This window comes from Methylobacterium ajmalii, from assembly GCF_016613415.1.
Classification (GTDB): domain Bacteria; phylum Pseudomonadota; class Alphaproteobacteria; order Rhizobiales; family Beijerinckiaceae; genus Methylobacterium; species Methylobacterium ajmalii.
The window spans coordinates 1-22,629 of record NZ_JACWCT010000093.1; the positions used below are offsets into that span (position 1 = coordinate 1).

Here is a 22,629-nt window from a genome sequence, read left to right on the forward strand (position 1 = left end):
GTGTGGCTGATCATCCTCTCAGACCAGCTACTGATCGTCGCCTTGGTGAGCCGTAACCTCACCAACTAGCTAATCAGACGCGGGCCGATCCTTCGGCAGTAAACCTTTCCCCAAAAGGGCGTATCCGGTATTAGCTCAAGTTTCCCTGAGTTATTCCGAACCGAAGGGCACGTTCCCACGCGTTACTCACCCGTCTGCCGCTGACCCCGAAGGGCCCGCTCGACTTGCATGTGTTAAGCCTGCCGCCAGCGTTCGCTCTGAGCCAGGATCAAACTCTCAAGTTGAAGAGCTGATCATAGCTGATCACAACATAAACGGAGGCTCACGACCGATCGGCGTTTCCACCTGATCGTGTGAGCACCGAAACGTCAGACCAGCATCATCCTACTCACGACCAGACCCGAAGATCCGATCCGCAGGGACGACGCCGTCCACGCTTCTCTTTCTCAGATGAACTTGTCAAAGAGCTGAGCCGAGCGAACCCGGCATCCATCGGCGAAAACAGGACCAGCGCCTGACCAAGGTCAGGCTTGCCGGCCCGGACTGTCTCGAAGATGGCTCAGCGCCCGGGCCGCTGTCGCGGCCGGCGCCGATGGGTGGTCGTATAGGCTCCGGGTTTCGGCCCGTCAACCGGTTTCGTGAAAGCCTGACGACGGACTCCCCTCCCCTCTCGGTTTTCGTTCTCGCCGAGCGTCCACCGCCACCCCGGAACGGTCTCCCGCCGCGCTGCTGCGCATCGGCTGTATTACGCCAGCGCATGGGTCAGTAATCGGTCACGATGCGAGACGATCGAGCGTCATCGGACGTGCACACCGGCACTTTGGAGGCGTGATTCCGCCGCATTCTCGAAATGAAACGTTGACCTGCGGCGTCCCAGAACGCATGGGGCGATCACTCGATCACCGGAGTCGATTGAATGCTGGACCAAGACCAAGAAACCAATCTGGTTGAACGCGCGGCCGATATCGTGTCGGCCTACGTGTCCAACAACTCGTTACCGATCGCCGAGCTGCCGGCCCTGATCAGCGCCGTGCACCAGTCGCTGAGCCGGCTCGGCAACGTCGAGGCGGTGGAGCCGGAGAAGCCGACCCCGCTGATGCCGATCAAGAAGACGGTGACCCCGGACTACCTGATCAGCCTCGAGGACGGGAAGCAGTACAAGTCGCTCAAGCGCCACCTCTCCACCCGCGGCCTCTCCCCCGAGGAGTACCGCCGCAAGTGGGGCCTGCCGCACGATTACCCGATGGTCGCCGCCAACTACGCCGCGCAGCGCTCCGAGCTGGCGAAGAACAGCGGTCTCGGCCGTCGTCGCAGCGCCTGAGGCGAAGCGCTTACTTATTGCCGTGAACGAAAGGAGCCCCCGGACCATCGGTCCGGGGGCTCCGTCATGTCAGACCCTCGTCGGGGGCAGGCCGGTCAGTGCGCCAGAACCCCCGAGGCATCGTCCTCGGTCCGCGCCGGCGCAGCCTTCGGCAGCGGCTCGTCCCACTCGATCGCCTCCGGCATCCGGATCAGGGCCCGCTGGAGAACCTGGTCCATCCGCGCCACGGGCACGATCTCGAGCCCGTTCTTCACGCTGTCGGGAATCTCCACCAGGTCCTTGGCGTTCTCCTCGGGGATCAGCACGATCTTAATCCCGCCGCGGAGCGCCGCGAGCAGCTTCTCCTTGAGACCGCCGATCGGCAGCACCCTCCCCCGCAGCGTCACCTCGCCGGTCATGGCGATGTCGCGACGCACCGGGATGCCGGTGATGACCGACACGATCGCGGTCGCCATGGCGATGCCGGCCGACGGCCCGTCCTTCGGGGTCGCCCCCTCCGGCACGTGGACGTGGATGTCACGGCGATCGAACAGCGGCGGCTCGACGCCGAAATCGACGGCCCGCGAGCGGACGTAGGACGCCGCCGCCGAGATCGACTCCTTCATCACGTCGCGCAAGTTGCCGGTCACCGTCATCTTGCCCTTGCCGGGCATCATGACGCCTTCGATCGTGAGTAGCTCGCCGCCGACCTCGGTCCAGGCCAGACCTGTAACGACGCCGACCTGATCGTCGGTCTCGATCTCGCCGTAGCGGAACTTCGCCGGGCCGAGGAAGGTGTCGAGGTTGTCGGCCGTGACCGTCACGCTCTTCACACCCGACATCAGGATCTCCTTCACCGCCTTGCGGATCAGGTTGGAGATCTCGCGCTCCAGGTTCCGCACGCCCGCCTCGCGGGTGTAGCGGCGGATCAGGAGCATCAGGCCGTCATCGCTGATCGACCATTCCTTCGGCTCGAGCCCGTGCTTCTTCAGCGCACCCGGCATCAGGTGCTTGCGCGCGATCTCGACCTTCTCCTCCTCGGTGTAGCCGGCGATGCGGATCACCTCCATCCGGTCGAGCAGGGCCGGCGGGATGTTGAGGGTGTTGGCGGTCGTCACGAACATCACGCCCGACAGGTCGTAGTCGACCTCGAGGTAGTGGTCGTTGAACGTGCCGTTCTGCTCCGGATCCAGCACCTCAAGGAGCGCCGCAGACGGATCGCCGCGGAAATCCATACCCATCTTGTCGATCTCGTCGAGCAGGATGAGCGGGTTCGAGGTCTTGGCCTTGCGCATCGACTGCACGATCTTGCCGGGCATCGAGCCGATATAAGTCCGCCGGTGACCGCGGATCTCGGCCTCGTCGCGCACGCCGCCGAGCGACATGCGGACGAACTCGCGGCCCGTGGCCTTGGCGATCGACTTGCCGAGCGAGGTCTTGCCGACGCCGGGCGGTCCGACAAGGCAGAGGATCGGTCCGGCGAGCCGGTTGGCACGCTGCTGCACCGCCAGGTACTCGACGATCCGCTCCTTGACCTTGTCGAGGCCGAAGTGGTCGGAATCGAGCATGGCCTGGGCGCCGGGCAGGTCCTTCTTGATCTTCGAGCGCTTGCCCCACGGGATGCCGAGCATCCAGTCGAGGTAGTTGCGCACGACCGTCGCCTCGGCGGACATCGGCGACATCTGGCGCAGCTTCTTCAGCTCGGCCAGCGCCTTGTCGCGCGCCTCCTTGGACAGCTTGGTCTTCTCGATCTTGTCCTCGAGCTCGGCCAGCTCGTCGCGGCCGTCCTCGTCGCCGAGTTCCTTCTGAATGGCCTTCATCTGCTCATTCAGGTAGTACTCGCGCTGGGTCTTCTCCATCTGCCGCTTGACGCGGGTGCGGATGCGCTTCTCGACCTGCAGCACCGAGATCTCGCTCTCCATCAGCGAGAGCACGCGCTCCAGCCGCTGGGCGACGGTCGGGATCTCGAGGATCGCCTGCTTGTCGGAGATCTTGACGGCGAGGTGCGAGGCGACCGTGTCGGCGAGCTTCGAGGGCTCGTCGATCTGGATCACCGCCGAGACCACCTCGGGCGAGATCTTCTTGTTGAGCTTGACGTAGTTCTCGAACTCCGAGATCACCGAGCGGGCGAGCGCCTCGGCCTCGATCTTGTCGCCGAGATCATTCGGCAGCACCTCGGCCTCGGCGGCGTAGTACTCGTCGGAGCGGACAAAGTCCTGGATCTTGGCGCGGCCGCCGCCCTCGACCAGCACCTTCACGGTGCCGTCGGGCAGCTTGAGCAGCTGCAGCACGCTGGCGAGGGTGCCGATGGTGTAGATCGCGTCGGTGGCCGGGTCGTCGTCGGTGGCGTTGACCTGGGTGGCGAGCAGGATGTGCCGGTCGGTGCGGACCGCCTCCTCGAGCGCCCGGATCGACTTCTCGCGCCCGACGAAGAGCGGCACGATCATGTGCGGGAAGACCACGATGTCGCGCAGCGGCAGGACCGCATAGGTCCCGCTCGTGCCGGGGACGACGGGCTGGCGCGATTTCGGCTGGGTCATTGACTGACTTCCTTGTGTGGTGACGCCCAGGTCCCTCCCCTCATGGGGACAAGCAGGAGGAACGCAGGGGGCCGACCGGGCCGCGGGGGTCGGAAACGAGAGAGCGGCCGGGTCGCGGCACCGCACCTCGTGTAGGGTGAGCATGCGGCCGCCGCGTTGACTGTCAGGTGGCTTTCCGGGGCGCCGCTTTCAAGCACCATGCCACCCGGTCGCAGGCGGGCGCCTCTCACGCGAGAGGCCGCCGTTTCGGCGGCGGCCTCTCGTCGTCGTCGTCAGGCGCTGGCGCTGGCCGGCGTCTCCTTGCCGCGGTCGCCGTGGATGTAGAGCGGCCGCGACTTGCCGTCGACGACCTCCGGCCCGATCACCACCTGCTCGACCGAGTCGAGGCCGGGCAGGTCGTACATCGTCTCGAGCAGGATGCTCTCCAGGATGGAGCGCAGACCGCGGGCGCCGGTCTTCCGCTCTATCGCCTTGCGGGCGACGAGGCTGAGCGCCTCCTCCTGGAACGTCAGGTCGACGTTCTCCATCTCGAACAGGCGCTGGTACTGCTTGACCAGGGCGTTCTTCGGCTCCTGGAGGATGCGCTTGAGGGCGGTCTCGTCGAGGTCCTCGAGGGTCGCCAGCACGGGCAGGCGGCCGACGAATTCCGGGATGAGGCCGAACTTCAGCAGATCCTCGGGCTCGACGTTGCGGAAGATCTCGCCGGTGCGGCGGTCGTCCGGTGCCTGGACGGTGGCGCCGAAGCCGATCGAGGTGCCCTTGCCACGGGCCGAGATGATCCGCTCCAGCCCCGCGAAGGCACCGCCGCAGATGAACAGGATGTTGGTCGTGTCGACCTGGAGGAATTCCTGCTGCGGGTGCTTGCGGCCGCCCTGCGGCGGCACGCTGGCGACCGTGCCCTCCATGATCTTCAGCAGCGCCTGCTGGACGCCCTCGCCCGACACGTCGCGGGTGATCGAGGGGTTGTCCGACTTGCGCGAGATCTTGTCGATCTCGTCGATGTAGACGATGCCGCGCTGCGCCCGCTCGACGTTGTAGTCGGAGGCCTGGAGCAGCTTGAGGATGATGTTCTCGACGTCCTCGCCGACGTAGCCGGCCTCGGTCAGCGTCGTCGCGTCCGCCATCGTGAACGGCACGTCGAGGATGCGGGCCAGGGTCTGGGCCAACAGGGTCTTGCCCGACCCGGTCGGGCCGATCAGCAGGATGTTGGACTTCGCCAGCTCGACGTCGTTGTGCTTGGTCGCGTGCGCCAGGCGCTTGTAGTGGTTGTGCACAGCCACCGACAGGACCTTCTTGGCAAAGTCCTGACCGATGACGTAGTCATCCAGGACCCGCCGAATCTCCTTCGGGGTCGGTACGCCGTCCCGCGACTTCACCAGCGAGGACTTCGATTCCTCGCGAATGATGTCCATGCACAGCTCGACGCACTCATCGCAGATGAAGACGGTCGGGCCCGCGATCAGCTTGCGAACCTCGTGCTGGCTCTTGCCGCAGAACGAGCAGTACAGCGTGCTCTTCGAGTCGTTGCCGCCAGCCTTGCTCATATGGGTCTCCAAGTCCCCGACCGGCCCCGCCCCGGGGACGCGACCGCATCGCTTTTAGATAGTGGCGCCCGGCTAAAGAAACAGTCACCGCCTCCCGCGCCGCCGGGCGCCCGGTGCAGAATCGCGATGCAAACACGCAGCCACCGCCGGATCAATCCCACCGATGCGACAGGCTCCCGCCAAATGGCCGCATCGGTGGGCCCGACATCGAGGGCGGCCCCGTCCTTGTGGGGCAGGCCCCGCCATGCCGAGGATTCCCCCGGAGACATGAGGGCCTGCCGCCGCAAGGGATCGCTTACGCCTGGGCCGGCGCCTCGGCGCGCTTCTGGAGCACCTCGTCGATGAGGCCCCACTCCTTGGCGGCGTCGGCGGTCATGAAGTTGTCGCGCTCCAGGCCCTGCTCGATGGCCTCGTACTCGCGGCCGGTGTGCTTCACGTAGATCTCGTTGAGGCGCCGCTTCAGGGCCTCGATCTCGCGGGCATGGATCAGGATGTCGGTGGCCTGGCCCTGGAAGCCGCCGGAGGGCTGGTGCACCATGATCCGGGCGTTCGGCAGCGCGAAGCGGTGGCCGGCCTCGCCGGCGGCCAGCAGCAGCGAGCCCATCGAGGCGGCCTGGCCGACGCAGAGCGTGGCGACCGGGCAGCGGATGAACTGCATCGTGTCGTAGATCGACAGGCCGGAGGTGACCACGCCGCCCGGCGAGTTGATGTAGAAGGAGATTTCCTTCTTCGGGTTCTCCGCCTCGAGGAACAGCAGCTGCGCCACGATCAGCGACGCGGAATAGTCCTCGACCGGACCGGTCAGGAAGATGATGCGCTCGCGCAGCAGGCGCGAATAGATGTCGAAGGCACGCTCGCCGCGGCTCGACTGCTCGACCACCATGGGCACGAGCGCGCTGTTGTAATAATCGACCGGATCTCTCATCTCACTGGCCCTCTGAACGGAACCCGGCCGCCTCCAGGCGGCCGGGGTAGCGGCGATAACGAACGACCTCGCAGGCCCCCGTCCGCCGCCCGTTCGAGGGGGCCGACCGGGATCAGGCCGGGTTGGACTCACCCGCGGGAGCGGCCTCGGCGGAATCGGCCTTGTCGGCCTTGGCCTCCTCGGCGTCGTCCTCGTCGGCGAACAGCGCCTCCTTGGAGACCGGCTCCTCGACCAGTTTCACCTGGCCGAGGACGTGGTCAACCACCTTCTCCTCGAACAGCGGGGCGCGCAGCTCGGCGAGCGCCTGCGGGGTCTTGCGGTAGAAATCCCAGACCTGCTGCTCCTGGCCGGGGAACTGGCGGACGCGGGCGATCAGGGCCTGATTCACCTCGTCGTCCGAGACCTTGATATCGGCGCTCTCGCCGGCCTGCGCAAGCACCAGGCCGAGACGCACGCGGCGCTCGGCGATCCGGCGGTACTCCTCGCGGGCCTTCTCCTCCGTGGTGTCCTCGTCCTCGAAGGTCTTGCCGCGGTTCTTGAGGTCCTGCTCGACCTGGGCCCACACGGCGGCGAATTCCTGGTGGACCAGGCTCGGGGGCAGCTCGAACGAGTAGCGGGTGTCGAGGGCGTCGAGGAGGCCCTTCTTCAGCTTCTGGCGCGAGGCCGCCTCGTACTCGCGGCCCATGGTGGTCCGCACGGCGTCCTTGAGGGCGTCGAGGGAATCCATGCCGAAGTTCTTGGCGAGCTCGTCGTCGATCTTGAGCTCACCCGGCAGCTTGATCGCCTTCACGACGACGTCGAACTCGGCTTCCTTGCCGGCGAGGTGCTCGGCGCCGTAGCTCTCCGGGAAGGTCACCTTGACGAGACGCTCGTCGCCGACCTTGGCGCCGAGGAGCTGGTCCTCGAAGCCCGGGATGAAGGTGTTCGAGCCGAGGTCGAGGTTGATGTCCTCGCCGGTGCCGCCCTCGAACGGGGTGCCGTCGATGCGGCCGGTGAAGTTGATGGTGAGGCGGTCGCCCGATTCGGCGTACTGGCCCTCGGGCCGGTCCTCGAACGGGCGGTTGGCCGAGGCCATGCGCTCGATGGTCTCGGCGACCTCCTCGTCCGACGGGGTGACGACCTGCTTGGTCAGGCTCACGTCCGAGAGGTCGACGAGGTCGAAGCTCGGCATCACCTCGAGGGCGATCGTGAAGGCGAGGTCGGCCTTGGCGTCGAGCGCCTTCTCGATCTGGTCCTTGTCCTCGGGCATCTGGATCTGAGGCTCGAGGGCGAGCTTCAGCTTGTTGTCCTCGACGATCTTCTGGTTGGCCTCGTTGACGGCGTTCTGGACGACGTCGGCCATCACGGAGCGGCCGTAGACCTTGCGCAGGTGGGCGACCGGCACCTTGCCCGGGCGGAAGCCCTTGATCTGCACCTTGCCCTTGATCCCGTCGAGCTCGGTCGCGAGCCGGGTCTCCAGCTCGGCCGCCGGCACGACCACCTGGAATTCGCGCTTGAGCCCCTCGGACTTGGTCTCGGTCACCTGCATCGTCGTCATTCCGCCTTGCGCTCTCGAATCCGGCCTGGCTGCGGACCCGGACGGCGCTGGCTTGCACCGTGCGACGGGACCCTCAGGACAAGGAGCCGGCCCTGCTGCTTGAACCCAATCCGTCGTGTCGCCTGGCGGAGATGGTGCGGGCGGAGGGGCTCGAACCCCCACGACTCTCGTCACTGGAACCTAAATCCAGCGCGTCTACCAATTCCGCCACGCCCGCGACGCTCGCGCCCGGCGCTGTACGCACCCGGGCGCGGCTCTATAGCATGGTGGATCGGTCACGCAGCAAGAATTTTGGGCCCGGCCTCGCCCCGCGTCCGCACCCCGGCTACAAGGCGGCTCGCCGTCACCGGGCCCATCCCGCCCGCGGACCGCCCGTCTCCCGCACAGAGCGAGGTGCCATGCCGTCGTCCCTGCCGCCCTCGCGCCGCGCGCTGCTTGCCGGCGCCGCGCTCTCGCTCGCGCCCGCCCTCGTCCGGGCGCAGGGCGGCGCCCCGCAGGCCGGTACCGCTGCGCCGGGTGCCGCGGTCACGCCCGGCCCCGGGGCGGAGGCCCGGCCCCTGACCGCGCAGGCCGCCCGCGCCCGGCTCAAGCCGGAGCCCGCGCCCGAGACCCCGGTCTGGGCCTTCGACGGCCGGTCCGCCCCTCCGGTGATCCGGGTCAAGCTCGGCGAGGCGGTGCGCCTGCGCCTCGAGAACAAGACGGAGAAGCCGCTGTCGCTGCACTGGCACGGGGTGCGCAACCGCAACGCCATGGACGGGGTCGGCGGGGTGACGCAGGCCCCGGTCGCGCCGGGCGGCAGCTTCGTCTACGAGTTCACCCCGCCGGATGCCGGCACCTTCCTGATCCGGCCGCTCGTGGTCGGGGGGGCGAGCGAGCCCTCTGGCCGGGGTCTCGCCGGAATGCTGGTGGTCGAGGAGAAGACCCCGCCGGTCGTCGACCGCGACGTGCCGCTCCTCTTGCAGGACTGGCGCCTGGAAGCCGACGGCACGCTCGCGCCGTTCGGCCAGGCGGCCTTCGCGGCGAGTTCCGGCCGGCTCGGCAACGCGCTGACGATCAACGGCCGGCCCGCCCCGGAGACGATCGAGGCGGCGCCGGGCACGCGGCTGCGGCTGCGCCTCGCCAATGCCTGCAACGCGCGGGCGACCCGGATCCGCTTCGACGGGCTCAAGGCCTGGGTGGCGGCCGTCGACGGGCAGCCGACCGACACGTTCGAGCCCCTGCGCGCCACCCTGCCCTTCCCGCCCGGCACCCGCTACGACATCCTGCTCGACGTGCCGGGCGCCGCCGAGCCGGCCGGCGCCGTGGTGGCGCTGATCGGCGCCGGAATGCCGCTCGCCCGCATCATCGCCAAGGGCGAGCCGGTGGCGGCGCGCCCCGCCGTCGCGCCGATCGGCGAGAACAAGCTGCTGCCGCCGGAGATCAAGCTCCAGAACGCCTTCCGGCGCGATATCGCGATCGCCGGCGGGGCGACCTTCGACAAGGCCAAGCCCGACGCCGCCCCGGCCTTCACCGGCGACCCGACCCGGATCTGGACGCTCAACGGCGCCGCCGGCCGGGCCGAGAACCCTCCCCTGTTCACGGTCAAGCGCAACACCGCCGTGGTGCTGGCGCTCACCAACACCACGGCCTTCCCGCAATCGCTCCACCTGCACGGCCACGTCTTCCGCCTGCTCCATCCCCTCGACGACGGCTGGGAGCCCTACTGGCTCGACACGTTCCAGCTGCTGGAGGGCCGCACCGCCCGCATCGCCTTCCTGGCCGACAATCCAGGGAAGTGGCTCGTCAGTGCGACGGCGCTCGAGCGGTTCGATACCGGCCTGTGGGGCTGGTTCGAGGTCAGCTGACCGCCTGCGTCGGGCGGTCGCACCTCGCGCGTCCGCCAAGCTTTCGGCCCGCATCCAAGTCCTTGATGCGGGTCGACATGCCGGACTTTGCTTGAGACTTGGCAGTCGTCCGATCGAGAAAACGTGTTAACGCCGGTGAATGCATCGGCGGAATGCTGGGCGCATGCTCGGTCGCAGCAGTGCGCACCGGCCTGCAGCGCATCGACGAGGTGCCCAGCATGGAACATCAGCCGCTTCGCCACATCCGCGACATCGCCGATATCGGCACGGTCCCGCCCCTCCTCGACGATCCCGTCCTCGAGGGCCGCCGGGCCCGGCTCGAACGCTTCGCCACGATCCTCGAGCGCGACCCGGACCGCAGCTTCCTCACCCTGGAGGAGATCGAGTTCGTGCCGCGGGGGATGCGCGCCGGCATCCGGGCCGACAACTCGCCCCTCGCGCTCGCCGCGGCCGATCCGGTCCTGCGGGCGAACGGGCTGGCCGACGACACGTTCGGGGAGGCGCGGCGCTTCTTCGGCCTGAGCACCGGCGAGGCCCACCGTCTGCTCTGCTCCTGCGTGAACGGGCGCAGCGTCAAGGCCGGCCCGACCGCCAGGCGCCTGCGCCGCCTCGCCGCCCGCCGGCCGGGCCTGTGGCTCGCCTACGCTGGCGCCGCCGGCCTCGTCGCCCTGCCGGGAACCCTGTTCCTGTTCGGTTGAGCCGAGCCTGCAACGGAAAAAGGCCGCCCTGGCGGGCGGCCTTTTTCACGCCGCACGGAGGCGGCCCAACCTCCAGGATCAAGAATTACTTGATCTTGGTCTCCTTGAACTCGACGTGCTTACGCGCGATCGGGTCGTACTTCTTGAACGACAGCTTGTCGGTCTTGGTCCGCGAGTTCTTCTTCGTGACGTAGAAGAAGCCGGTGTCGGCGGTCGAGAGCAGCTTGATCTTGATGGTGACGGCCTTGGCCATGGCGCGACCTCGTGTGATGAAAGGGGGTTGCGCCCGGAAGACCGAAACGCAAAACGGCCGGGCAGGCCCGGCCAGAACGCGGCGCCTTCCTGCCCCATCACCCCGTTTGCGTCAAGCCCGGCGGCCCGACGCCCCGGGGCGGGCACCGTCCGCGTCAAGCCCGCGCGACGCGGCGTCGCTCCTCACGGCGCGGCCCGGATCATCCGTCCGCCGACCACCGCCAGGTAGGCGACGAAGAGCAGCGCCAGTGCCCAGGCGAAGCCGTGCGGCGAGGCGAGGTCCATCCCGCCGCCGACGAGCGGCGGACCGAGCACCAGCCCGATATTGTAGAGGACCAGGAAGGCCGCGTTGGCGCCGGCCAGCGCCGCACCGTCGAAGCGGGCGCCGAGATGGGCGAGCCCGACGGTGTAGAGCGTGCCGGCGATGCCGCCCCAGGCGAGCAGGATGACGGCGAGCAGCCGCCCATCGTTGGCGCCGAGCGGGAGCGCGGCGGCGCCGAGCGCGCCGAAGAACGCGGCGGCGAGCAGGAGCCGGCGCTTGTCCACCTTGTCGGCCAGCAGCCCGACCGGGATCTGGAACAGCACGTTGCCGAGCGCCGCGACGCTGACGAGCCCGGCCGCCTGCTCCGCCGTGAGGCCGAGGCGCAGGCCGTAGATCGGCAGGATGGCGAAGCCCCCGGTCTCGACCGCGCCGTAGATCAGGGCGGCGAGCGTCGCCGAGGGCGCCACCCGCAGGTAGCCGAGGAAGCCGCGCCCGCCCTTGCGCGGGATCTCCGGCGACAGGTCACGGGCGAGGAAGAGCGGCAGCGTGCCGGCGCAGAACAGGGCCGCCCCCGCCAGGTACGGGGCCCAGCCGGCGGTGCCGAGGAAGCGCAGCAGGGCCGGGCCGATGGCGAAGCCGAGCGCCAGGACGGTGGCGTAGACGCCCATCACCAGCCCACGCCGGGTCGGGGGCGCCGCCTGGTTGATCCAGAACTCGGAGAGCACGAACAGCACGCCGAGCGCGGCCGAGAACACGAAGCGGAGCGGGAACCACCAGGCGAAGTCGCGCACCGCCCGGAAGCCGAGGAGCGCCACGGCCGCGACCGCGATGGCGCCGAGCAGGAGCGGCATCACTCCGAGCCGCGCCGCCACCCGCGGCACGAAGGGCAGGACGACGATGCTCGCCACCCCGGCGACCGCCGTGTTGACGCCGATCCAGGTGTTGGAGAGCCCCATCCGCTCCATCTCCAGGGAGAGGAGCGGGATCGACAGGCTGAGCCCGATGCCGACCACGGCCACGCAGGCGATGGCCGCCGCGATGGCCGCGAGGCGCGCACGCCCGAATTCGGAATCGGAGGGAAGGCTGGTCATGACGCGGGGTCGCCGGCAGGGCGGGTCCGTATGGACCAGCCGCCCCTGGAAGACCACCCTGCGGCCCGCTTCCTAGAGCTCCACCCTCGTGTGCTCGCCGTCGACGTCGCGGAAGAACGGCACCGGCAGCATCGGCGAGAAGCCCGCCTCGAGCCTCGCCTCCAGTTCGTCGAGGACGATGCCGGTGATGCGCGGCAGGTCGAGCCGGCGCGCCTCGGTCAGGTCGACCCAGGCGAGCTCGGTCAGCTCGGAATCGGGGCCGACGATGCCGGGGGTCTCGGCCACCACCGCCTCGCGGTCGACGGCGAAGAACCGGGTGTCGAAGCGCTTCGGACGCGAGGGCGGGGTGATCGCCCGGGCGACGAACTGCAGCAGTTCGAGATCGGGCATCACCCCGGCCTCGCGGAAGGCCGACCAGGCGCCGGGCGGCGCCATCTCGGGCGGGCCGTAATCGAGGGAGCCGATCATCAGCCCGGTCTCCTCGTAGGTCTCGCGGATCGCCGCGAGCGCCAGGACCCGGCCGAGATGGAACAGCGGCGGGTGGACCTGCTCGGCGAGCGCGGCTTCCGCCCGGTCGTTGAGGGTGCCGGCGACCGGCATGGAGCGGTCGCCGAGCTCGATCCGGCCGCCCGGAAACACGAACAGGCCGGGCATGAACTTGTGGCCGGCGTGGCGCTTGCCCATCAGCACCTTCGGCCGCTCGCCCGAGCGGTCGAGGATGATCAGCGTCGCGGCGTTGCGGATCCGCAGCGGGCGCGCCTTGCGTTCAGGCGCGGCCGGAGCCGATGGGTCGTGCGTCGGTCCCGCCGCCATGGCGCGTCTCCGTCTCGTTCCGGGCCGGCCCGTCCACCGGGCGGGCCCCGGCGCGGCGTATCGCGGAAAAGCCGTGCATGCCAAGGGCGTATTGCAGCCCGACCACCGCCCCCTTGGTCGGCTGGAGCAGCAGGAGCGAGGCGACGAGGGCGACCGTCGGCCAGACCGTCATCTGGAGCCAGAGCGGCACGTCGTAGCGCATCTCGGTCTCGAGGACGGCCCAGCCGACGAGGTGTCCGACGACGAAGATCACCAGGTAGGGCGGCAGGTCGTCGGCCCGGTGGTGATGCAGCTCCATCCCGCAGGATTCGCAAGCCTCCCGCACCTTGAGGAAGCGGTGGAAGAGGCGCCCCTCGCCGCAATGCGGGCAGCGGTTGCGAAAGCCGCGCCACATCGCGAGCGCCCAGGACGGTTGCTCCGGGGCCTGCGCCACCGCGGGCGGACGGGTCCCGCCCACGGGCTCGGCGGCGGGTCCGGCGTGGATCTCGATCATGCGCGTCTCCCGCGGCGCTTGGTCAGGCTCTCGCGGCGCTCGGGCGCCGGCCGGCCCTTGCGCGGCCCGCCGCGGGCCGGCGCGGGGGCTGCGGTACGGTCGCCGCCGGCGATCGCGAAGCGCAGGGCCCCGGCCACCGGCGCGGCCTCCATCAGCTGCACCTCGACCTTGTCGCCGAGGCGGAAGGTCTGGCGCGTGCGCTCGCCGACGAGGGCGTGGCGGCCCTCCTCGTGGCGGAAATACTCGGCGCCGAGCGTCGAGATCGGCACGAAGCCGTCCGCCCCGGTCTCGTCGAGCTTGATGAACAGCCCCGAGCGGGTGACGCCCGAGACCTGGCCCGCGAAGGTCGCGCCGACCCGGTCGGCGAGGTGGTGGGCGATCAGGCGGTCGATCGTCTCGCGCTCCGCCGCCATGGCGCGGCGCTCGGCGGCGGAAATCTGCTGGCCGATCTCGGCGAGCGCACCGCCCTCCATGCCCGACGGCAGGCCGTCGTCGCCGAGCCGCAGGGCACGGATCAGGGCGCGGTGGACGACGAGATCGGCGTAGCGCCGGATCGGCGAGGTGAAGTGGGCGTAGCGGCGGAGCGCCAGGCCGAAATGGCCGGCATTCTCGGCGGCGTAGACCGCCTGGGCCTGGGAGCGCAGCACCACCTCGTTGAGGAAGAGCTGGTGCTCGCTGCCCTCGACCATGCCGAGGATGCGGTTGAACAGGGCCGGGCGGAGGTTCGCCTCCTTGGGCAGTTTCAGGCCGATCGAGGCCATCACCTCGCCGAGCGCCCGCATCTTCTCGAGCGAGGGCTCCTCGTGGACGCGGTAGATCAGGGCCTGGCGCGCGGCTTCCAGGACCTCGGCCGCCGCGACGTTGGCCTGGATCATGAACTCCTCGATCAGCCGGTGGGCGGAGAGGCGCTCCGGCACGATCACCCGGTCGACCCCGCCCTCGGCGTTGAGGATCACCTTGCGCTCGGGCAGGTCGAGCGCCAGGGGGCCGCGGGCGTCGCGGGCGACGGCCAGCGCGTCGTAGGCGGCCCAGAGCGGGCGCAGCACCCCGTCGAGGATCGGGCCCGTCACCTCGTCGGGCCGGCCGTCGATCGCGGCCTGCGCCTGCGCGTAGGCGAGCTTGGCGCGCGAGCGCATCATGACCCGGTGGACACTGTGGCGAAGTTTTCGCCCCTCCGCCGTGATGATCATCCGCACGGCGAGCGCCGGCCGGTCCTGGCCGGGCCGCAGGGAACAGAGGTCGTTCGAGATCCGCTCGGGTAGCATCGGCACCACCCGGTCGGGGAAGTAGACCGAGTTGCCGCGGATCAGCGCCTCGCGGTCGAGGGCGGAGCCGGGCCGGACATAGGCCGCGACGTCCGCGATGGCGACGGTGATCACGAACCCGCCCGGATTGGCCGGATCGGGATCGGGCAGGGCCATCACGGCGTCGTCGTGGTCCTTGGCATCCGGCGGGTCGATGGTGACCAGCGGCAGCTCGCGCCAGTCCTCGCGGCCCTCCAGGCCGACCTCGCGGGTGGCGTCCGCCTCCGCCAGCACCTCGCGCGGGAAGACGTGCGGGATGCCGTGGGCGTGAATGGCGATCAGGCTGACCGCCTTCTCGGAGCCGAGGCTGCCGAGGCGCTCCTTGACGCGCCCCTGCGTCAGCCCGAAGCGGTCCTCGCGGCCGAGCGCCACGGTGACGAGGTCGCCGTCCAGCGCGTCGCCCTCCCCGCCCGGCGGCACCGCGATCTCGCGCCCTTGCGCCTTCTTGTCCACGGGCACGATGCGCCCGCCGCCCGTAGGGAGCGCCCGGAACACGCCGAGCGTCTCGGCCTTGTTGCGGCCGATCACCTTGATGACCCGGCCGAGGTAGCGCCCGGGCGTGTCGCCGTCGGGCTCGACCTTGACGAGCACCCGGTCGCCGGTGCCCGGCGCCGGCCCGTCGGCCCGGCGCCCGCGCGGCGTCAGCACGGTGATGACGGGGGCGGGTCCGGCCTCCGGATCCCACTGCGCGGGCCGCGCCACCAATTCGCCGTCGCGGTCGCGCCGGCTGTCGATGTCGGCGACCACGACCGGGGGCAGGCGGCCGGCCTTGCGCAGGCCGGCGCGGTCCTTCTCGATCGCGCCCTCCTCCTGCATCTCCTTGAGCAGGCGCTTCAGCTCGATCTTGTCGGAGCCCTTGATCCCGAAGGCGTGCGCGATCTCGCGCTTGCCGACCTTCTGGGGCGAATCCTCGATGAAGGCGAGCACCGCCTCGCGGGTGGGCAGCGGCGCGTGCGCAGGCTTGCTCTTCGGGGAAGGGCCCGCCTGGGGATGGTCCCCGGGGTGAAGTCTCTTGGCCAACAACTCGATCCAGGCGGCGTGACGCGCTCAAGGCCCGGCGGGCGAGCCGCGGCCGCTCCTGCGAAATATGGGCCGAGTGCGGCCACGGGGCAACGGTCGGCTCCCGCGGGCGGGGCGTGATCCCGGAGCAGGATCGCCGCAGGTCGGTCGTCACAGCATTCCGGCGGACCAGACAAGCAGACAGGCAGTCGAATCGATTGCTCCTGCAAAACATCGTTAATCATTCGTTTCACGACGGTCGGAATCGAAAACAGATTTTCACGCCAATTGCCTTGACCGTAATGTCCGCAAGTCTCCAGATGATGTCGCCCGAATCGGGCATCGATCACATCAAGACGTCAGATCCCGAGACTGCGATGACCAACAGATTCGCCGGGCGCGCCTCCGCGTCCACCGCCCTCAGCCGTCGCCGGCTGTTCCAGTCGGGCGCCCTGGCGGCCGGCGCCGCCCTCGGCAGCCGGATCCCCGGCGCCGCCGCCCTGGAGGGACCGCCGCCGCGGGGGCTCGACGCCCTGGCGCGCGACCTGAAGGGCCGCCTGATCCGCCCGAACGAGCCGGGCTTCCGGGTCGCGGCGTGGCCGAACAACGGCCGCTGGGCCGACGTGCTGCCGCTGGCGGTGGCGATGTGCGTCGACGACCGGGACGTGCGCGCCTGCCTGGCCTGGGCGCGCCAGGAGCGCCAGACCTTCGCGGTGCGCTGCGGCGGCCACAACTACGCGGGCTTCTCGACGACGAGCGGCCTGCTCATCGACGTGAAGCCGATGAGCGCGATCACCTTCGACCCGAAGACCGGGCTGGTGACGGTCGGGGCCGGGGCCAGCAACCAGGTCATGGCCGACGCGTTCAGGGCCACCGGCCTGGCGATCCCCTCGGGCCGCTGCCCGACGGTGGGCATCAGCGGGCTCACCCTCGGCGGCGGCTGGGGGTTCTCGGCGACGCGCAACGGCCTGACCTGCGACGCCCTGCGGGCGACCGACGCGGTGACGGCGGACGGCGTCCTGCGGCGCGCCAGCGCCCGCGACGACGCCGCGCTGTTCTGGGCCGCCCGCGGCGGCGGCGGCGGCAACTTCGCGGTCCACACCGCCTTCACCTTCGAGCCGCACCCGGTCTACGACGTCACGGTGTTCAACATCGTCTGGCCGGCCCGCCATCAGGTCGAGCTGATGTTGGACCTGCAGGACATCCAGCTCAGGAATCCGGGGCTGATCTCGACCCGCAGCAAGCTCGCGCCGGCCGCCGCCGGCCCGGTCAGCCGCGGCGGCCTGCGGGTGCAGACCCTCGGCCAGTTCTTCGGCTCGCCCGACCAGTTGCGGGCCGTGCTCGACCGCCCCCTCTCGCGCTCCCGCCCGATCGTCGCCGAGATCAACGCGATGAACTACTGGAGCGCCCGCGACTACCTCGTCACCGACGACCCGGGCGGCCTCTACGACATGCGCTCGAGCTACGTCGCCGGCGGGCTCGGCGGCGAGGCGATCGAGGCGATGATCGGCTGGATGGAGAAATGGCCGGGCGGCTCCGTGCGCCAGGACAACATGGGCATCCTGTTCGCCGCCGGCGGCCAGGTGAAGGCCGTGAAGCCGACCGACACGGCTTATGTCCACCGCGATTCCGACTTCATCGTCGAGATGGAGACGTCCTGGAGCCCGCTCGACACGCCCGACACCGTCGCGCGCCAGCAGGCCTGGCTCACCGAGTACTTCGCGGCGATGCAGCGCTTCGTGAAGCCGCAATCCTACGTCAACTTCCCGAGCCGCGACCTGCCGAACTGGCTCAACGCCTATTACGGCGAGAACGTCAGCAAGCTCTGCGAGGTCAAGCGCCGCTACGACCCCGACAACGTGTTCAGGTTCCCGCAGAGCATCCCGCTCACCGCCCCGGCGTGACGGTGCGGCGACGACCAACGAAAAAGGGGCCGGATCGCTCCGGCCCCCCTCGTCTCTCGTTCCAGCAGCCGGTAACGGCTTACAGCGAGTAGTAGTTCACGAACTCGATCGGGTGCGGGGTCATCTCGTAGCGCATCACCTCGGTCATCTTCAGCTCGATGAACGAGTCGATGAAGTCGTCGCTGAACACGCCGCCGGCCTTGAGGAACTCGCGGTCGGCGTCGAGGCTGGTGAGCGCCTCACGCAAGCTGCCGCACACGGTCGGGATCTCCTTGAGCTCCGCCGGGGGCAGGTCGTAGAGGTCCTTGTCCATCGCCGGACCGGGATCGATCTTGTTGTTGATGCCGTCGATGCCGGCCATCAGCATGGCGGCGAACGCCAGGTAGGGGTTCGCCATCGGATCGGGGAAGCGGACCTCGACGCGCTTGGCCTTCGGCGAGGTCGTCCACGGAATCCGGCACGAGGCCGAGCGGTTGCGGGCCGAGTAGGCCAGCAGCACCGGCGCCTCGTAGCCCGGGACCAGGCGCTTGTACGAGTTGGTCGACGGGTTGGTGAAGGCGTTGAGCGCCTTGGCGTGCTTGATGATGCCGCCGATGTACCACAGGCACTCCTGCGACAGGTCGGCGTACTTGTTGCCGGCGAAGACCGGCTTGCCGTCCTTCCAGATCGACTGGTGGACGTGCATGCCCGAGCCGTTGTCGCCGTAGACCGGCTTCGGCATGAAGGTCGCGGTCTTGCCGTAGCTCTGGGCGACGTTGTGGATGCAGTACTTGTAGATCTGCATCTGGTCACCCATCAGGGTGAGCGTGTCGAACTTCATGCCCAGCTCATGCTGGGCCGAGGCGACCTCGTGATGGTGCTTCTCGACCTTCACGCCCATCGACTGCATCGCGGCCAGCATCTCGCCGCGCATGTCCTGGGCCGAATCCTGCGGCGGGACCGGGAAGTAGCCGCCCTTGATCTGCACGCGGTGGCCGAGGTTGCCGCCCTCGTACTCGGTCTGGCCGTTGATCGGCAGCTCGACCGAATCGAGCTTGAAGCCGGTGTTGTACGGGTCGGCGGAGAACCGCACGTCGTCGAAGACGAAGAACTCGGCCTCGGGGCCGACGAAGATGGTGTCGCCGATGCCGCTGGCCTTGACGAAGGCCTCGGCCTTCTTGGCGATGCCGCGCGGGTCGCGGCCGTAGGGCTCGCCGGTCATCGGCTCGAGCACGTCGCAGACGATCGACATGGTCGAGGCCGAGAAGAACGGATCCATGCAGGCCGTCGCCGGGTCCGGCATCAGCAGCATGTCGGACTCGTTGATCGCCTTCCAGCCGGCAATCGACGAGCCGTCGAACATCGTGCCCTCGGCGAAGATGTCCTCGTCGACCAGCGACACGTCGAAGGTGACGTGCTGCCACTTGCCCCGCGGATCGGTGAAGCGGAAATCGACGTACTTGACGTCGTTTTCCTTGATTTCCTTGAGGACGTCCGTCGCGGTCTTAGACATTCTCGTTTGATCCCTTCCTAGAACGGCGTCGAGGCCGCCATGAAGCCGCGGTCCTGGGGGTCAGGCCGCGGTTTTCGTCGTCGCAGAGAGGGGGCCGGCGGTCAGGTCGCGCCTCGATCAGATCGCGTCCTGACCGGTCTCGCCGGTGCGGATGCGGATCGCTTCCTCGATCGAGGACACGAAGATCTTGCCGTCGCCGATCCGGCCGGTCTGGGCCGACTTGCGGATCGCCTCGACGGCGCCGTCCACCAGCGTGTCGGGCAGCACGATCTCGAGCTTCACCTTGGGCAGGAAGTCGACCACGTACTCGGCGCCCCGATAGAGCTCCGTGTGGCCCTTCTGGCGGCCGAAGCCCTTGGCCTCGATCACCGTGATGCCCTGAAGGCCGACCTCCTGCAGGGCCTCCTTCACCTCGTCGAGCTTGAAGGGCTTGATGATCGCTTCGATCTTCTTCATGCCGGGCGGGCCTGGTCTGCAACGGTTCCGGCGGCCTTCCTAGCATCGTGCCGCGCCGACCGCCACGGGGGATTTCCCAGGAGCAGATCGGGAATGCCCAATCCGTAAGCAATTGCTGCGCGTTTGTTGCGCAATTCGACGTTCCCAAGCCGGGTGCCGCGGCAAGGCGGGCCCCCTCGGGCGTTCCTCGGAGTATGACGCGATGGCCGGAACCGAATTGCTGACAACGGACGAGATGCGCCGGGCCGACGCCGCGGCGATCGCCGCCGGGACGCCGGGCCTCGACCTGATGCGCCGGGCCGGCGCCGCAGTGGCCGAACGCGTGGAAGCGATGGCGGGGGCGAGCGCCGGCGAGGGCCGGGTCCTGGTCCTGTGCGGGCCGGGCAACAACGGCGGCGACGGGTTCGTCGCCGCCCGCCTCCTCGCCGCGGCAGGGATCGCGGTCGAGGTCGCGCTCCTCGGGGATCGTGCGGCGCTCCGGGGCGATGCCGCCGCGGCGGCCGCCGAGTGGACCGGCCCGGTCGCGGACGCGGCCGGCGCCGAGCCGGCGGGTTTCGCGCTTGTGGTCGACGCCCTGTTCGGTGCCGGTCTCTCCCGCCCGCTCGACGGCACTGCGGCCGCTCTGGTCGGGCGCATCAACGCCTCCGGCGTGCCGGTGCTGGCGGTCGACGTGCCCTCTGGCCTCGACGGCGATACCGGCGCGCCCCTCGGGCCGGTCGTGACCGCGACCGAGACGGTGACCTTCGCGCGGCCGAAGCCCGGCCACCGGCTGCTGCCGGGCCGGCGCCTGTGCGGACCGGTGACGGTGGCGGAGATCGGCATCCCCGACGCGGTCGTGACGGGGATCGGCGCGCAGGCCCACGACAACGGGCCGGACCTGTGGGGCGCCGCCTTTCCGCGCTTGAGCGCCGAGAGCCACAAGTACACCCGCGGCCACGCGGTGGTGCTGTCGGGCCCGGCCCACCGCACCGGCGCGGCGCGGCTCGCCGCCCGGGGCGCCCTGCGGATCGGCGCCGGCCTCGTCACGCTCCTGTCCCCGAGTCCGGCGCTCGCCGAGAACGCCGCCCAGATCACCGCGATCATGCTGCGCCCCTGCGACGGCGCCGACGACCTCGACGACACCCTCACCGACGAGCGCCTCAACGCCATCGTCGCCGGGCCGGGCCTCGGCAGCGGCGCGCCGACCCGCGACCTCGTACGGGTGGCCTGCGAGGCCGGCCGCGGCCTCGTCCTCGACGCCGACGCCCTGACGAGCTTCTCGGGCCGGGCCGACGAACTCGTCGAGATGATCGCGGCGGGCGGGTCCCAGGCGGTCGCGACGCCGCATGACGGCGAGTTCGCGCGCCTGTTCAAGGGCGTGGCGGCGGTGCCGGCGGAGGGCTCGCGCCTCGCCCGGGCCCGCGCCGCGGCGGCCTTCCTCGACGCCGTCGTGGTGCTGAAGGGCGCCGACACGGTGATCGCCGCCCCCGACGGGCGCGCCGCCATCAACGCCAACGGCACGCCCTGGCTCGGCACCGCCGGCAGCGGCGACGTGCTGTGCGGGTTCGTCGGCGGGTTGCTGGCGCAGGGCATGCCGGCCTTCGAGGCCGCGGCGGCCGCAGTCTGGCTCCACGCCGAGGCCGGCCGCCGGTACGGGCCGGGCCTGATCTCGGAGGATTTGCCGGAGCAGATGCCGGCGGTGCTGCGGGCGTTCCTGGAGCGGCTCGGCGCAGCGTGAGATGGCCGGGGCGCGGGCGCGGCCTCGCGCTCCTGCAGGCCGCGGGACCTATCGGAGGACGACGGCGAAACGCCGGGTCGGGACCGGCCTTTTACGCCGCCGCCGCGACCACCCGGTTGCGGCCGGTCTGCTTGGCCTCGTAGAGCGCGAGGTCGGCGCGCTTGAGCAGCGCGCCCGGCTCGCTGTCGCCGGCCTGGCGGGCGGCGACGCCGATCGAGACCGTGACGTCGATCGAGCAGGTGCCGCGCTGGACCACGAACGGCGCAGCCTCGATCCGCTCGCGGATCCGCTCGGCGACCTGGCGGGCGGCCTCGAGCGCGGTATCGGGCACCACCACCACGATCTCCTCGCCGCCGAACCGCGCCACCACGTCGATGCCGCGGGTCTGGGAGCGGATGCGGGTGGCGAATTCCTTCAAGACCTCGTCGCCGGCATCGTGCCCGAAGCGGTCGTTGATCGACTTGAAGCGGTCGATGTCGAGGATCAGCAGCGAGACCGGCCGGTCGCGCAGGGACGGCTCGGAAAAGAGGCCGGCGAGATAGCTGTCGAGGTAGCGCCGGTTGTGCAGGCCGGTGAGCCCGTCGGTGACGGCGAGGTCCATCGAGGCCTGGACCGATTCGCGCAGCGAGTGCGAGAAGCGCTTCCGCTTTACCTGGGTGCGGACCCGGGCGACGAGCTCGTTGCGGTCGATCGGGCGGACCAGGTAGTCGTGCACGCCGAGGTCGAGGCCGCGCATGATGCGGGCGCGGTCGCCGGCATCGGCCAGCATCACCACCGGCACGGTGCGGGTGCGGTCGAGGGAGCGCAGCTGGCTGCACAGGCGCAGGCCGTCATGGTCCTGCAGGTCGAGGCTGACCAGCACCACGTCGTACTCGCCGGCCTTGACCCGCTCCAGCGCCTCCTGGGGCGTCGCCACGGTCTCGACGCAGTGGTACTGGCCCAAGGCCGCGGACAGGCGGTCGGCGGCGGAGCGGCGGTCCTCGACGATGAGCACGTTGGCGTTGTGCCCGGTCTCGGCGGCGGCCGCCGCCAGGGGATCGCCGACCCGCGAGGCCATGGCGCGGCTGCGCAACTCGTCGGTCACCGCCTTGAGGCGCACCAGGCTGCGCACCCGGGCCATCAGGGCGGTGTCGTCGATGGGCTTGGTCAGGAAATCGTCGGCGCCGGCATCGAGCCCGCGCAGGCGGTCGCTCGGCTGGTCGAGGGCGGTGACCATCACCACCGGCAGGTGGGCGGTGGTCGGCGTCGCCTTGATCCGGCGGCAGACCTCGAATCCGTCCATCCCCGGCATCATCACGTCGAGCAGCACGATGTCGCACAGGCCCTTCTCGCAGATTGCGAGGGCGTCGGGCCCGTTCATCGCCGAGACGACATCGAAATATTCGAGCGTCAGCTTCGTCTCGAGCAGCTTGATGTTCGGAAAGAGGTCGTCGACGATGAGAACACGTGCCGACATGG

17 protein-coding genes, 1 tRNA gene and 1 rRNA gene are annotated in these 22,629 nt (G+C 69.8%); 5 read left to right on the plus strand and 14 right to left on the minus strand.

The window, feature by feature from the left end; translation table 11 throughout:
• A 16S ribosomal RNA gene (locus tag HPY23_RS17740) occupies positions 1-284 on the minus strand; the annotation flags it as partial.
• A gap of 632 nt (positions 285-916) precedes the next feature.
• Here HPY23_RS17740 and HPY23_RS17745 point away from each other — a divergent pair.
• Entirely contained in the window at positions 917-1,321 is a 405-nt protein-coding gene (locus tag HPY23_RS17745) for a Ros/MucR family transcriptional regulator (protein ID WP_091883237.1), read from the plus strand.
• A gap of 95 nt (positions 1,322-1,416) precedes the next feature.
• On the opposite strand, the gene lon is transcribed toward HPY23_RS17745, so the two are convergent.
• From lon to HPY23_RS17770, 5 genes are all read right to left on the minus strand, one after another.
• On the minus strand, positions 1,417-3,840 hold the full coding sequence (gene lon / locus HPY23_RS17750) for an endopeptidase La (RefSeq protein WP_091883234.1): 2,424 nt from the start codon (positions 3,838-3,840) through the stop codon (positions 1,417-1,419).
• Positions 3,841-4,112: 272 nt separating this feature from the next.
• Entirely contained in the window at positions 4,113-5,384 is a 1,272-nt protein-coding gene (gene clpX, locus HPY23_RS17755) for an ATP-dependent Clp protease ATP-binding subunit ClpX (protein ID WP_048427129.1), read from the minus strand.
• 295 nt (positions 5,385-5,679) lie between these two features.
• Positions 5,680-6,309: an ATP-dependent Clp protease proteolytic subunit gene (locus tag HPY23_RS17760; RefSeq protein ID WP_048427128.1), complete on the minus strand. Its 630-nt coding sequence runs from the start codon at positions 6,307-6,309 to the stop codon at positions 5,680-5,682.
• Between the two features lie 112 nt (positions 6,310-6,421).
• Complete coding sequence (tig, locus tag HPY23_RS17765) at positions 6,422-7,837, minus strand: trigger factor (RefSeq protein WP_091883291.1); 1,416 nt, start codon at positions 7,835-7,837, stop codon at positions 6,422-6,424.
• Positions 7,838-7,978: 141 nt separating this feature from the next.
• Positions 7,979-8,063 (minus strand) — tRNA-Leu (locus HPY23_RS17770).
• A gap of 181 nt (positions 8,064-8,244) precedes the next feature.
• Between HPY23_RS17770 and HPY23_RS17775 the strand changes: the two genes are divergently transcribed.
• Positions 8,245-9,690 (plus strand): multicopper oxidase family protein, encoded by a 1,446-nt coding sequence (locus HPY23_RS17775; RefSeq protein WP_091883231.1) that lies wholly within the window; start codon positions 8,245-8,247, stop codon positions 9,688-9,690.
• Positions 9,691-9,908: 218 nt separating this feature from the next.
• A complete protein-coding gene (locus HPY23_RS17780; protein ID WP_091883288.1) occupies positions 9,909-10,388 on the plus strand; it encodes a hypothetical protein in 480 nt (159 codons plus the stop codon).
• An 85-nt stretch (positions 10,389-10,473) separates the two neighbouring features.
• On the opposite strand, the gene rpmG is transcribed toward HPY23_RS17780, so the two are convergent.
• The 5 genes from rpmG to rnr all read right to left on the minus strand — a co-directional run bounded on the left by rpmG (position 10,474) and on the right by rnr (position 15,623).
• The gene (rpmG, locus tag HPY23_RS17785) at positions 10,474-10,641 is read right to left on the minus strand and encodes a 50S ribosomal protein L33 (RefSeq protein WP_060845477.1); all 168 of its coding nucleotides are present in this window, start codon (positions 10,639-10,641) and stop codon (positions 10,474-10,476) included.
• A 182-nt stretch (positions 10,642-10,823) separates the two neighbouring features.
• Positions 10,824-11,993 (minus strand): MFS transporter, encoded by a 1,170-nt coding sequence (locus HPY23_RS17790; protein WP_091883229.1) that lies wholly within the window; start codon positions 11,991-11,993, stop codon positions 10,824-10,826.
• Positions 11,994-12,065: 72 nt separating this feature from the next.
• The gene (locus HPY23_RS17795) at positions 12,066-12,806 is read right to left on the minus strand and encodes an NUDIX hydrolase (protein ID WP_060845475.1); all 741 of its coding nucleotides are present in this window, start codon (positions 12,804-12,806) and stop codon (positions 12,066-12,068) included.
• Positions 12,760-13,299, minus strand: coding sequence for a DUF983 domain-containing protein (locus HPY23_RS17800; RefSeq protein WP_091883226.1), 540 nt, complete (start codon positions 13,297-13,299; stop codon positions 12,760-12,762). The genes HPY23_RS17795 and HPY23_RS17800 overlap by 47 nt, the downstream gene beginning before the upstream one ends.
• Complete coding sequence (gene rnr, locus HPY23_RS17805; protein WP_091883224.1) at positions 13,296-15,623, minus strand: ribonuclease R; 2,328 nt, start codon at positions 15,621-15,623, stop codon at positions 13,296-13,298. The genes HPY23_RS17800 and rnr overlap by 4 nt, the downstream gene beginning before the upstream one ends.
• Positions 15,624-15,979: 356 nt before the next feature.
• Here rnr and HPY23_RS17810 point away from each other — a divergent pair, with 356 nt between their 5' ends.
• The gene (locus HPY23_RS17810; RefSeq protein ID WP_091883221.1) at positions 15,980-17,506 is read left to right on the plus strand and encodes an FAD-binding oxidoreductase; all 1,527 of its coding nucleotides are present in this window, start codon (positions 15,980-15,982) and stop codon (positions 17,504-17,506) included.
• Positions 17,507-17,585: 79 nt separating this feature from the next.
• Here the strand turns inward: HPY23_RS17810 and glnA are convergent, their stop codons facing one another.
• Both glnA and HPY23_RS17820 read right to left on the minus strand, forming a co-directional pair.
• Positions 17,586-18,998 carry a type I glutamate--ammonia ligase gene (gene glnA, locus HPY23_RS17815; RefSeq protein WP_060845474.1) on the minus strand — a complete coding sequence of 471 codons (1,413 nt, stop codon included), beginning with the start codon at positions 18,996-18,998 and terminating at the stop codon, positions 17,586-17,588.
• Between the two features lie 117 nt (positions 18,999-19,115).
• Entirely contained in the window at positions 19,116-19,454 is a 339-nt protein-coding gene (locus tag HPY23_RS17820; protein WP_060845473.1) for a P-II family nitrogen regulator, read from the minus strand.
• Positions 19,455-19,656: 202 nt separating this feature from the next.
• Between HPY23_RS17820 and HPY23_RS17825 the strand changes: the two genes are divergently transcribed.
• A complete protein-coding gene (locus HPY23_RS17825) occupies positions 19,657-21,171 on the plus strand; it encodes an NAD(P)H-hydrate dehydratase (protein ID WP_091883219.1) in 1,515 nt (504 codons plus the stop codon).
• A gap of 91 nt (positions 21,172-21,262) precedes the next feature.
• On the opposite strand, the gene HPY23_RS17830 is transcribed toward HPY23_RS17825, so the two are convergent.
• Entirely contained in the window at positions 21,263-22,627 is a 1,365-nt protein-coding gene (locus tag HPY23_RS17830; RefSeq protein ID WP_091883217.1) for a PleD family two-component system response regulator, read from the minus strand.
• Between the last annotated feature and the right edge of the window lie 2 nt (positions 22,628-22,629).

Excerpts from the sequence above, each read along its gene's own strand:
- HPY23_RS17830 (WP_091883217.1), bottom strand. The coding sequence starts at position 22,627 with ATGTCGGCACGTGTTCTCATCGTCGACGACCTCTTTCCGAACATCAAG.
- glnA (WP_060845474.1), bottom strand. The coding sequence starts at position 18,998 with ATGTCTAAGACCGCGACGGACGTCCTCAAGGAAATCAAGGAAAACGAC.
- HPY23_RS17790 (WP_091883229.1), bottom strand. The coding sequence starts at position 11,993 with ATGACCAGCCTTCCCTCCGATTCCGAATTCGGGCGTGCGCGCCTCGCG.
- HPY23_RS17795 (WP_060845475.1), bottom strand. The coding sequence starts at position 12,806 with ATGGCGGCGGGACCGACGCACGACCCATCGGCTCCGGCCGCGCCTGAA.
- HPY23_RS17810 (WP_091883221.1), top strand. The coding sequence starts at position 15,980 with ATGACCAACAGATTCGCCGGGCGCGCCTCCGCGTCCACCGCCCTCAGC.
- clpX (WP_048427129.1), bottom strand. The coding sequence starts at position 5,384 with ATGAGCAAGGCTGGCGGCAACGACTCGAAGAGCACGCTGTACTGCTCG.
- HPY23_RS17800 (WP_091883226.1), bottom strand. The coding sequence starts at position 13,299 with ATGATCGAGATCCACGCCGGACCCGCCGCCGAGCCCGTGGGCGGGACC.
- tig (WP_091883291.1), bottom strand. The coding sequence starts at position 7,837 with ATGCAGGTGACCGAGACCAAGTCCGAGGGGCTCAAGCGCGAATTCCAG.
- lon (WP_091883234.1), bottom strand. The coding sequence starts at position 3,840 with ATGACCCAGCCGAAATCGCGCCAGCCCGTCGTCCCCGGCACGAGCGGG.
- HPY23_RS17775 (WP_091883231.1), top strand. The coding sequence starts at position 8,245 with ATGCCGTCGTCCCTGCCGCCCTCGCGCCGCGCGCTGCTTGCCGGCGCC.
- HPY23_RS17820 (WP_060845473.1), bottom strand. The coding sequence starts at position 19,454 with ATGAAGAAGATCGAAGCGATCATCAAGCCCTTCAAGCTCGACGAGGTG.
- HPY23_RS17780 (WP_091883288.1), top strand. The coding sequence starts at position 9,909 with ATGGAACATCAGCCGCTTCGCCACATCCGCGACATCGCCGATATCGGC.
- HPY23_RS17825 (WP_091883219.1), top strand. The coding sequence starts at position 19,657 with ATGGCCGGAACCGAATTGCTGACAACGGACGAGATGCGCCGGGCCGAC.
- HPY23_RS17760 (WP_048427128.1), bottom strand. The coding sequence starts at position 6,309 with ATGAGAGATCCGGTCGATTATTACAACAGCGCGCTCGTGCCCATGGTG.
- HPY23_RS17745 (WP_091883237.1), top strand. The coding sequence starts at position 917 with ATGCTGGACCAAGACCAAGAAACCAATCTGGTTGAACGCGCGGCCGAT.
- rpmG (WP_060845477.1), bottom strand. The coding sequence starts at position 10,641 with ATGGCCAAGGCCGTCACCATCAAGATCAAGCTGCTCTCGACCGCCGAC.